This is a genomic window from bacterium, from assembly GCA_036382775.1.
In the GTDB taxonomy this organism is placed as follows: Bacteria; Hydrothermota; Tepidihabitantia; order SM23-42; family JAOAFX01; genus DASVHD01.
Window position 1 is genome coordinate 16,687 of record DASVHD010000051.1, and the last position, 11,305, is coordinate 27,991.

The following is an 11,305-nucleotide window of genomic DNA, read 5'->3' on the forward strand; positions in this document are numbered from 1 at the left end:
AGAATTGAAATCAAAGGAGTTCTGCGCAAGATACCGCGCGCCCTTACAGTTACTTCCCTATTAGAAAAATGGTTAAAAACCATTAGTATCCGGGAGAATAATACGCGGAAAATTTCCATATTTCCGACCACCCGGTGTACCACTCCCATTTGGTGCTATATGCCCGCGCCCGCCAGTAGTACTTACCATTCGCAGTAACCTCGTAGAGGTAGAAATTGACCTCTGCGTCAACTGGCGTTGAACCGGTAAATGTCGAATCGCGCGACACTTGCACCTGATAGATCTCGGTCCCTTCAACTGAAGACCAGCCCAGCTGGATATATTGCGGAAAAGGATGATTGCCGTCATAATAATAGACGGTATCGTTGACCGGTCCGGTCGGTACCGGCGGTTCAGGAGGCGGCAGGAGATCGTCATCATCCGGGCCTTGATCGAACGGGTTCTGGCAGTGGATGCTCATAGCCAGTATCGCGGCCACGCACAGAAGAACGATCAACCTTTTATTATTTTTTTTCATAGATCCTGCCTAAAGATTAATGCTTATGCCCAGACGCGCGCGGCGCGGCGCGCTGTTCGAGTTGACCCAGTCGTCGGTGGCGGTTATCAGCTCTTTGAACGAAACGTATTGTTCGTACGCGGAAGAGACGCCGTCGTGATTTATATCCGCCCCGGGCCCGTAGTAGGGATTGGTGATCGAGATGTCGTCCGTGAACTCCCATGGTTCAATATCTTCAAGCGGGATCGCCGCGTAGTGATCCGCGATCTCATAGCGCGCGTCCAGCAGGTTGATGATTTCAAAGTTCAATATCGCGCTGATATTACCGATTCGGAAGATCTTGTTGAACGCGCAGTCGATCTCCCGCTGGAATTGCAGGTGTTCGATGTTCCGCTCTTTGAGCTTTCCTTCGGGTCCCACCGGCGTGAATGGGAAACCATCGCCGAAATAGCCGAAAATGACCGCCTGCATGTTCCATGGCAGGCGCACGCCGCCCTGGATGAATACGCGGTTGCGCTGGTCAAAATCAAGGAAATATTCGGTGGCGGGTATGGCCGTGCTGGTATCGCCGGTCCCTTCATAATACCTGCGGAACGCTTCTTCGGCGTAGGAGCTAGTCCCCCGCGCCCAGGAAAGGGTATATGAAACTTTGCCGCTAAAGACGGAATTGGAAAAATCGCAGATCGCTTCGATACCCTTGACATTAGCGTATTCCACGTTCAGATACCTGACATATCCGCTGGGCAGGGCATAGACAAACCTCGTGCCGATAAGGTCGCTTACATCCTTGTAAAACGTGTTTACGGTCGCTAAAACATTGGGTTTTACTTCACCCTGCATCCCGATCTCCACGCTGATGGTCTTTTCCGGGCTCAGATCCGGGTTCCCGACCGGCGATATATCGATATAAGAAGGAGCCGGCACCAGGTTGAAACAGCGGTACATCTGGTCGTACAGGGGCGGCTGGGCGTATCGACCGACGTTGGCGCGGAACAGGAATTTCTCGGTCACCAGGAATGAAATTCCCAGACGCGGTGAAATAATGTTCTTGGGTTCCAGGGAATCGGTATTAAAGCCGTTCCCGAAATGGTCGACCCGGCAGCCGATCTTGGCATAAAGACCTTCATAGTCGACATTATCCTGGATATAGAAAGCGTATTCTTCGGGTTTGTAAGTGTACTCATCAGTTATCGGATTGGTCGTATCGCTGCTGACGAAGTAGGTAAAATTATCAAGTGTCTGGTACGTGTATTCCATCCCCGCCCGCAATTCATTGTATTTATGAAGCTGCATGGTCGCGCTGAACAATCCTTTGTAGACTACCGACGTCTTTTCCTGGTATTCGGGATAATCGCCGACATCCTTAAAATCCACGTAGCGCATCCCAAAAGGATTTTTATAACTGGCAGACGGGTATTGAAGCTCCTCGTACGGCTTGAACTCGTAGTCCTCGAAATAACCGTATGAACCCGGCTCCCGGACGCCGTAGGTCCGCTGCGTGTACAAGCGGCTGACGGTCAGGTTGAAGAGCTTCCGGGAATCCGGCAGGAAGTTCGCGTTGACGATCTCAATATCGCCGGTGCGCACGTCGGACCGGTAATGATCAAGATTAAAGCGGTACCAGAGGTTGTACCGGTCGAACTGGCTGCGTGACCGGGCGGCGCTCAATGATACTTTCAGCTGGTTTGCGGGTGTAAATATCCCTTTGCCGTATACCGAATAATCGTCGCGCCGCTTATGCGGGATGATGAACAATTTCGGGTCCCAGTCGTCCGTGTGCATCAGGTCCAGCGCGACGAATCCCTTGGCCATTTTTGATACGGGCACGTGCGCCGAGGTCTGGTAGTTCTGATAACCGAAATCATAATAATAAGGCATGATGGTCTCGGTCTTTCCGAACGCTTTGAGTTTCAGACGGTTGGCCGGACGGGCGGTAATGATGTTGATGACGCCGGACATGGCGCGGCCGTATTCGACATCGAAGCCGCCGGGCAGAAAAATGACTTCATCGACGATCCCTTTGGAAAGCATGATCGCGGCATCGCCGGTCTGGGGGTCAATTATCGAAACGTTATCGATCATGTATTGGACCTCAGTGGCGCGGCCGCCCCGCACGTGCATTGCCGTGTCAAAATGGGCGACCGCCGGCTGAAAACTTATAAGTTCCTGGGTATAGTCAAAGGGCAGGTTATAGATCTCTTCTTTTCTCACGACATAAGTGGTCGCCACCATGTCCTTTTTAACGCTTGGCATCTGACCGGTCACGGTCACGGGCGCGAGTTCGATTATCGTCTGCTTAAGTTCAATTTTAAGCCGCGCTGTCTGGTCGACTTCAACAACCACATTTTCCACCAGCTTTGACTGGTAACCCAAACATGAAACTTCGACTGTGTATATTCCCGACGGCACATTTAATATATAAAACAAACCGTTGTCATCTGTCGCCACGCCCCTTTCGGTATTAGAAATCATCACATTGGCATAACTGATCGGCTCGCCGGTTTCCCGGTCAATGACCGTGCCCTGGATCTTGCCCGTCGTGCCGCTGATCAATATTAACACCACTGCCATTGTTGCTGCCATTATTTTCTACCTCCTAATAAAGCTGTCATGGTCTATATATCATTATACCGTTGAAGATTTGTTTGTCAAGTCCACCGCCCGCGGTTGCCACTTGACAGTCCTATTTTTTGACCTATAATTCCCCATGCTCGTCGTGTTCTTGATCGCTAATTTTGCCACTCAATATCAGGATTTCATCAATTCTCCCCAAAAAGACTCGATCTATGTCGCGCTGACGCGTAAGGATATCAATATCACGGAGTTTGCCGAAAATCCGGTCGTCCTGTGGTTCTGGCGCACCAACGCCGACGACCCGATGACCGATTCCCTGCTCAAAAAAGTGCCGATGGAAAGGAATTTCTATCTATCGGCAGTCCTCCGGTGGGAAGCACTGGAGGCAAAGACCTATGACGGCGCCATGCAGAAGCTCGATCTGGCAACCCATTTTGACACGCTGGCGATCGAGAATTTCCTGTCGCGCACCGCGCTCGACCTGAAAAACCGCCAGTACCGGAATGTCTTGTCCAGCCTGCTCACGGCCCCGTTCCTGAGCGATTTTCGCAACCAGGTCTTGCTTATAACCAACAGCTTCATCCTTGTTTTCGCAGCCGTTGTCCTGTGCAGTCTCATCTACGTCCTGGTAAAGTTCCTCTATTACGTACCCGTGCTCAGCCACCGGCTGGATATCCCCAGGCATTATTTTCTTAAAGGAGCGGTGTCGTTCCTCATCCTGCTCATTCCCCTGCTTGTGTTCCGTAACCTGTATATCATGTACGTGATCTACGGCCTGTTGCTGATGCTGGTCCTGCACCCTAAGGAAAAAAACTGGCTGCGTTTCGGCGTTTTTCTGATCCTGCTTTTGGCCGTGGGCTCATATCCCCTGAACCGTTTCATCCCCTTTCTCCAAGGTACGTCAAAATCGTACCAGTTATACCGCCTGGTGAATTATGACGGCGAGCAGCGCATACAGGCCGAGAACAACACCGAAAAAGAACTCATGGCGCTCGCCCTCAAGCAGCAGGGCAAGATCGACGAAGCGCTTTCGGTCTATGAAGAACTGTATTACAAAGGCAACCGCGGCATCGCTGTCACCAACAACCTGGCGAACCTGTACCTTTTATACGATGAGGACGCCAAGGCCGAAGAACTGTATGTGTTGGCGCTCAACCAGAACCGGGGCGAGCCGTATTTCAACCTGGGCCTTTTGAAACTAAAAAATATCGAATACCTGGCGTCATCTGAATACATGGAAAAGGCGCGCCTTAACGGCTTTACAAGCATCGCCAGGGATCCCGTGGACATCACACCGGGAAACCGGACGTTCTATGAACTGGTACTGGGCAAGAATTTTGAAATGCCGCGTTTTATCAACCCGATCTTCCTTATACCCCTCGTCTTCATCCTCATCGTCTCGTTCCTGCGCCTGAAACTCTCGCCTCCGTACTTCTGCGCGATCTGCGGCAAGGCGGTCTGCAGGGACTGCGTCGAGGAAGGCGAAGAAGAAGGAACTTGCAAGGACTGCGTGAACAAGATCAAATCGACCAAAAGCTCGGACATCGAAGAAGACCTGAGGATCTCCATGAGCCGCCGGAACCGCGTGCTCAAACGGATCCTGGTGTACGTCATCAATGTCATTATCCCCGGCGCCGGACTGGTTTACCAGAAACAGGACTTCCTTGGCCTGATCGTTCTCTTCCTGGTATCGCTTGCCTACATCCCCCATTTCTTCGGCGGACTGTTCGTCAAGCCGTCCAACTGGATCTGTTTAACGCTTGCGCCGCTGTTCGCGGCTGCGACCATCATCCTTTTGATAATTTCCTATATCGCATCGTTCATATTTCTGAAAGGAACAAGCCATGCCGATTGAAGGCGATCTCAAAAGCCTTAATTTCGCGAGCATATTGCAGCTTATTTCGCAGGAGCGGCTGTCGGGCGTATTAAAGATCAGAAAAAAGAACGCGCTTGTCGACATCGGCATCTATGAAAGCATGGTGACCGGAGCGTTCTATGAAAAAGGCGACCGGGTCGACCGGCTTGAGGATTACCTGGTCAGATCCGGGATCATCAAGAAGAACCTCTTTGACATGGTCCAGGAGATCCATCAGGAGACAAAACGGCCCATCATGAACATCATCATCGAGGATAAATACCTGACCGTGGATGAAGTCGAGCGCATCATCAGGTTCAAGATCCAGGAGGTGCTGGACGAAGTGTTCACGTGGCAGGAAGGCGCTTTCAAGTTCGAACAGGGTTCGGTCATTTATCCCAAGAGCATGCTGAAGATCAGGCTCAATATTGAAAGCCTGGTCCTGGAAGCGGCGCGCCGGTTCGATGAGTGGCCCAAGATCCAGAAAGCAATTTTTTCCAGCGACCTGGTCTTTAAGAAAATCGAACACCCCGAGTTGAAGCTCAGGCTGTCCGAGGACGAGGAACGGGTCGCGAACATGCTGGACGGGACCCGCTGCGTGGACGATGTCATTGAAATATCCGGGCTGGGGAAATTCCACACGTATTCATGCCTGTACCATCTATTGACCAGCGGTCAGGTCGAACTCGCATATGCCAAGCCCCGGACCGAGCAGACGCGGGTCAAACGCAAAATCAAATTTAATTTCTCGCTCAAATTCCTGAAAACGCCGGTGATCATCGCGCTGATCATTTTTGTCGCGCTGCTCGAGATCATCCTTGGCAACAGCCTGGCCCGCAAGTCAGCGTTCAGTTTCACTTTTCTCAACACCGAGGACCAGATGACCAGCGGCGAGAACGCAGACGCGAATTATGACCTCAAGGAGATCTTCTTTTACCGGTATGACCGCATGCCTTCGAACACGGAGATCAAGAATGTTTTTTACAGCGGTCTGATGAGACCCGGAGAATAGATAATGCTTTACAAAAATGCCGGCGTGGATATCGACATCCTCAACCTCGTTAAAAAAGACATCGGCCGGGAGGTCGCGAAAACATTCCTGCCCGGCAAGAAAACGATCTACGGCCTGTTCGGCGGTATGTATCCTTTTAACCAGGGTTATCTGGTCGGCAGCACGGACAGCGTCGGTACGAAAATATTGGTCGCCTGCGGCATGGGCGTCCACGACACGGTGGGCCAGGACATCGTACACCACTGCGTCAACGACATCCTGACCACGGGCGCGCTGCCGATGTTCTTCATGGATTACATCGGCTTTTCCCAGATCGAAAAAAGCGTCCTGGTCAAGGTCGTCAAGGGCATTGCCCAGGCCTGCCGCAAAGAAAAGATCGTCCTGATCGGCGGCGAAACCGCCCAGCTGACGCGTTTCTACCCGAAAGGGATCTACGACCTCGTGGGGTTCATTTGCGGCGATGTCACGAAAAATAACTGTATCGATCCCAAGCGGATCGCGGCCGGCGATATTATGCTGGGCTTGGCCTCGACCGGGCTGCACACGAACGGCTATTCGCTGGCGCGCAAGGTTCTGCTCCAGAAATACACGTTCTCGTCCTTCATGCCGGAATTGAAATGCACCGTGGGCGAGGAACTATTGAAGATCCACCGCTCTTACCGCAGGGAGCTCGAGCCGCGGCTGTCATACTGCTGCGGCCTTGCCCATATCACCGGCGGCGGTTTCTACGATAATATCAAACGGATCCTGCCGGCCGGCACGAGCGCCGTGGTGCGGAAAAAAACATGGCAACCATACCCGGTCTTCAAGCTGATTCAGAAGATGGGCAAGGTGCCGGATGAAGAAATGTACCGTATCTTCAACATGGGTATCGGCATGGTGGTAATAACGAAACCGGCCGATATCAAGCGTTTCAAGCCGCTCAAGCCCGTCGTCATCGGCGAGATCATCAAGGGCGACGGCAGCGTGAGCGTGGAATAGACGCTGAATTCCAAATAACAAATTTCAAATTTCTATTTTCTGATTTCTTGCTGTCTTTCTTCTAATTACTAGTTACCAATTACCAATTACTGTATTTTTTACACGTACGGCGTGTGGTTTTCTTTTTTCTTGTGGTTATTGAACTGTCCGAAACTGTATAACTGCATCAGCTCTTCATAGGTGAGGGTAGCGTTGCAGCTCGGGCAGATGTACATGCCGTCATCAGACAGGATCAGGTCGATGTACTTGGACACGAACATGCAGAAGGGACAGAGAACTTTATCGATCCGCGCCATGCCCGATTATACATAAAGACATATGCCTGTCAACTGCCAGCTATTGTTTTTTAATTTATGGATTATTTTTTGTATTTAATGAGCTTTACGCCGGATTCCCTGAGCATGCCGATCGCCAGTTTGTCCGGATAGGGTTTCTGGAAAATTATCTTTGATACCTGGGCATTGATCAGCATCTTGGTGCAGATAAAGCACGGCTGGTGGGTCGTATAGACCACGCTGCCCCTCAGGTCAACGCCGCACGTCGCGGCCTGGATGATCGCGTTCTGCTCGGCGTGCACGCCGCGGCACAGCTCGTGCCGTTCGCCCGAGGCAACGCCCATGCGGCCTCGTATGCAGCCGATCTCGGCACAGTGCTTGACGTCCCGGGGCGCGCCGTTGTAGCCGGTCGCCAGGATCCGCCGGTCCTTGACCACGACGCAACCGACGTTCCTTCTAGTACAGGTGGAACGGTTCGCCACCAGCTCCGCGATCGACATGAAATATTCATCCCAGGATTTTCTGGGCATATGGCTATGGAGTTAAACCTGCGCCTTGATACGCGCGATGCAGGCTACCTCATCACCTTTTTCCAGGGTGATGATCTTCACGCCCTTGGCGGGCCGGCCCATTTGCCGGATCTGGTTCACCGGTGTCCGGATGACCTTGCCCGCCTTGCTCATGGCGATCAGGTCATCGTCGTCGTTGACATTGGCCACGCCTGCGATATTGCCGGTCTTGGCGTCGATGGTCATGGACTTCATGCCTTTTCCAGCCCGGCCCTTCTCATTGATGAGCTCGAATTTCACGCGCTTGCCCAATCCCTTTTCGCCCACGATCAGGAGATCCTCTTCGGTACAGGCGATATTGAAACCCACGACCTCGTTGCCCTTGTTCAAGCGGATACCCTTGACCCCGGCGGCCGCCCTGCCCATGGACCGCGCGTGCTTTTCGTGGAAGCGCAGGGTCAGACCTTCCTTGGTGGTCAGGAGCACCGAATCCTTGCCCGTAGTTAACCGCGCTGCGATCAGTTTGTCACTGGGCATAAGTCTGATCGCGATGATCCCTTTCTTACGAATGTTCTCGAACTCCTCAAGGTTCGTCTTCTTGACCTTGCCCAGCCGAGTCGCCATGAAAACGAAAAATTTGGAAGTGAAATCCTTGATCGCCAGGCAAGCCGTGACTTTCTCGCCTTCGGCCATTTCCAGCAGGTTGGCGATCGACCGGCCCTTGGAGAACGGACCGGCCTCGGGTATTTCGTAGACCTTGCACGCATGCACTTTACCGGCGTCCGTAAAGAACAACAGGGTCTCGGTCGTTTTCGAAATGAACAGCTGGTTGGCGAAATCCTCCTCGCCCACCTCGACGATCTTGCGGCCCTGACCGCCCCGCGTCTGGTTCCGGTAGATCGTGATCGACTGCCGCTTGATATAACCCCGCTGGGTGATCGTCACGACCATGTCCTCTTCGGCGATCAGGTCTTCGTAGGTCAGTTCTTCTGGCTCGGCATCGACGATCGTAGTGCGGCGCGAATCCTGGTACTTGGACCTGAGTTCTTCGAGCTCTTTCCTGATCACCTGGAAAACGCCCTTGCGCGATGCCAGGATCGATTTTAACCGCGCGATCTCTTTGATCAAACCCAGGTACTCGGTTTCCAACGCTTCCTTCTCTAAGCTTGTCAGGCGCGATAGCCGCATGTCCAGGATCGCCTGCGCCTGGATCTCGGAAAGCTTGAACCGCTTCATCAACCTTTCCCTGGCGACCTTGACATCGGCCGATTTCTTGATGATACTCACGACCTCGTCGATATTCTCGATCGCGATCTTCAAACCCTCGAGGATATGCGCCTTTTTCTCGGCCTCACTCAGCTCATATTTCGTGCGGCGCGTGATCACTTCAAACCGGAAATCCAAGAAGTATTTCAATATCTGCTTCAGCGACAGTGTCTGGGGGACGCCGTTGACCAGGGTCAGAAGCTGTATGCTGTACGTGGTCTGCAAATTCGTGTGTTTATAAAGATTGTTGATCACAATATCCGGGTTGGCATCACGCTTGAGCTCGATCACAACCCTGATGCCATCCTTGTCCGACTCATCGCGCAGGTCGGAGATATCCTCGATCTTTTTTTCCTTGACCAAGCTTGCCATTCTTTCCAGCAGGGTCGACTTGTTGACCTGGTACGGGATCTCGCCGATGATTATCGCCTGCCTGCCCTGCTTTAGTTCTTCGATCTTGACCTTCCCGCGCAGCACGATCCTGCCCCTACCGGTCAGATAGGCATCCTGGATGCCTTTAATGCCCGCGATCAGGCCGCCGGTCGGGAAATCAGGACCGGGGACATGCTTCATGAGTTTTTTGTCATCGATCTCAGGATCGTCGATCATCGCCTCCAAGGCGTTGATCAGTTCGCTTAAGTTATGGGGCGGAATATTGGTCGCCATGCCCACGGCAATACCCGTGGCCCCGTTGCACAGAAGGTTGGGGAAGCTGGCGGGCAGGACGGTCGGTTCTTTGAGCCGGTTGTCGAAATTTGGTACGAAATTCACTGTATCCTTGCCCAGCGCGTCAAGGAGTTCCTCGGCCAGCGATGTCAAACGCGTTTCGGTATAACGGTAAGCGGCCGGCGCGTCGCCGTCCACTGAACCGAAATTTCCCTGGCCATCCACCAGGAGGTAACGCATGGAAAAACTCTGCGCCATCCTTACCAGCGCGTCATAGATCGCGATGTCGCCGTGAGGATGGTACTTGCCCAGCACGTCGCCGATGACGGTTGCCGATTTCCGGTGAGCCCGGTTCGACGCCAGCCCCGCCTCGTTCATCGCGAAGAGGATCCGGCGCTGCACTGGTTTGAGCCCGTCCCTGACATCGGGCAGGGCCCGGCCCACGATCACGCTCATCGCGTAATCCAGGTATGATGTTCTTATTTCATCTTCGATATAGACCGTGATGATCCGGCCGTCGCGGCTCAAGCGCGACTGATCGCCGTCAGCGGCATTGTTATTATTGATGTTATTGTCTTTGTCCTGGTCGGGGGTTTCAGCCGGAGTTCGGGTTCGGCGTCTTCGAGCCATGGGTAATTATATCCAAAAAAATGCCAAAGTCAACCGAGTGTTTTATCATATCCAACTTACTGTTCATTTTATTTTACCATAAATATCCTCCCCATTGATGGGGGAGGATAAAGGTGGGGGTGGAATAATTACTATACCAAAACTCCCGATATTTCGAACGAAAAACATTACTAACGCAAGCCTAAAGGCTTGCCCTACATTAAACAAGTCATTATAATTTTAAATTTTTATCGGTGCTTATATCTTGAAACATTGCTTATCATAAATATAATAAACAATCTATGGCGGCAAAAAAAACCGGCAGTTTCACGCAGCGGGTCATCCGGATCATTAAAAGCATCCCTTTCGGCAAAGTCGCGACCTACGGGCAGATCGCGCATCTCGCCGGCAACCCCCGGGCTGCAAGGCAGGTATCGTGGATACTGGCTTCATCGTCGCGCAAGGAAAACCTGCCCTGGCACCGGGTCATAAACAGCCAAGGAATGATATCTTTGAAACCCTCTGCCGGATACGAAGAACAAAAGATGCTCCTGCTGGAGGAAGGCGTTAAATTCGATAAAGAGAACAAAATTGACCTTAAACGGTTTCTCTGGCAAGCGCCCTTTCAACCGGTTAAAATAGACCTGATGAGCCATGACCCAGACCACTGATACAACCAGAACGCCCATGTCCGTATCGCTGGTCGCGTACGGTTTTATCGGCCTGGGACTGATCGGCATTATCTCAAGTAGCGCGAGTTTATTCACCGTACCATTGATGAAAAAGATCCTGACCGACATCGCCGCTGGTTACGACCAGCCGATGCTCGACCTTGCGCCCGCGCTGGATGTAATGCGCTACGCGCCGCTGATGGCGGTATGTTCGATAATACTGGGAGGGTTCACGATCTACACAAGTATAGCGTTTATCAGATTGCGTTCATGGGCACGGCTTACTCTGGAGATCTTTTCCTGGATCGGACTGGTAATGTCGATATTGATCGCGGTACTTTTTGTCTTTTCCTATATCAATTCAGGGCCGATGCTGGTCCTTTTCGATGAC

The 11,305-nt window shown here is 52.3% G+C and carries 10 protein-coding genes; 5 read left to right on the forward strand and 5 right to left on the reverse strand.

Going from position 1 to position 11,305, the window contains the following annotated elements; genetic code table 11:
* Nucleotides 1-82: 82 nt before the first annotated feature.
* Nucleotides 83-517 carry a hypothetical protein gene (locus tag VF399_13190; GenBank protein ID HEX7321298.1) on the reverse strand — a complete coding sequence of 145 codons (435 nt, stop codon included), beginning with the start codon at nt 515-517 and terminating at the stop codon, nt 83-85.
* Nucleotides 518-526: 9 nt separating this feature from the next.
* The gene (locus VF399_13195; GenBank protein ID HEX7321299.1) at nt 527-3,079 is read right to left on the reverse strand and encodes a TonB-dependent receptor; all 2,553 of its coding nucleotides are present in this window, start codon (nt 3,077-3,079) and stop codon (nt 527-529) included.
* Nucleotides 3,080-3,203: 124 nt separating this feature from the next.
* Between VF399_13195 and VF399_13200 the strand changes: the two genes are divergently transcribed.
* The 3 genes from VF399_13200 to purM are packed head-to-tail and all read left to right on the forward strand — an operon-like array spanning nt 3,204 to nt 6,918.
* A complete protein-coding gene (locus VF399_13200) occupies nt 3,204-4,925 on the forward strand; it encodes a hypothetical protein (protein ID HEX7321300.1) in 1,722 nt (573 codons plus the stop codon).
* A complete protein-coding gene (locus VF399_13205) occupies nt 4,915-5,937 on the forward strand; it encodes a DUF4388 domain-containing protein (GenBank protein ID HEX7321301.1) in 1,023 nt (340 codons plus the stop codon). Before VF399_13200 ends, VF399_13205 begins: the two co-directional genes overlap by 11 nt.
* 3 nt (nt 5,938-5,940) lie before the next feature.
* On the forward strand, nt 5,941-6,918 hold the full coding sequence (gene purM, locus VF399_13210) for a phosphoribosylformylglycinamidine cyclo-ligase (protein ID HEX7321302.1): 978 nt from the start codon (nt 5,941-5,943) through the stop codon (nt 6,916-6,918).
* A 98-nt stretch (nt 6,919-7,016) separates the two neighbouring features.
* On the opposite strand, the gene VF399_13215 is transcribed toward purM, so the two are convergent.
* The 3 genes from VF399_13215 to gyrA all read right to left on the reverse strand — a co-directional run bounded on the left by VF399_13215 (nt 7,017) and on the right by gyrA (nt 10,264).
* Nucleotides 7,017-7,214, reverse strand: coding sequence for a hypothetical protein (locus tag VF399_13215; GenBank protein HEX7321303.1), 198 nt, complete (start codon nt 7,212-7,214; stop codon nt 7,017-7,019).
* Nucleotides 7,215-7,276: 62 nt separating this feature from the next.
* Nucleotides 7,277-7,723: a cytidine/deoxycytidylate deaminase family protein gene (locus VF399_13220; GenBank protein ID HEX7321304.1), complete on the reverse strand. Its 447-nt coding sequence runs from the start codon at nt 7,721-7,723 to the stop codon at nt 7,277-7,279.
* 12 nt (nt 7,724-7,735) lie between these two features.
* Nucleotides 7,736-10,264 carry a DNA gyrase subunit A gene (gyrA, locus tag VF399_13225; protein ID HEX7321305.1) on the reverse strand — a complete coding sequence of 843 codons (2,529 nt, stop codon included), beginning with the start codon at nt 10,262-10,264 and terminating at the stop codon, nt 7,736-7,738.
* Nucleotides 10,265-10,545: 281 nt separating this feature from the next.
* Here gyrA and VF399_13230 point away from each other — a divergent pair, with 281 nt between their 5' ends.
* Together VF399_13230 and VF399_13235 are read left to right on the forward strand one after the other, a co-directional pair.
* Nucleotides 10,546-10,914 (forward strand): MGMT family protein, encoded by a 369-nt coding sequence (locus VF399_13230; GenBank protein ID HEX7321306.1) that lies wholly within the window; start codon nt 10,546-10,548, stop codon nt 10,912-10,914.
* A partial coding sequence (locus VF399_13235; protein ID HEX7321307.1) for a hypothetical protein occupies nt 10,898-11,305 on the forward strand: 408 nt, incomplete at its 3' end. The genes VF399_13230 and VF399_13235, both read left to right, overlap by 17 nt.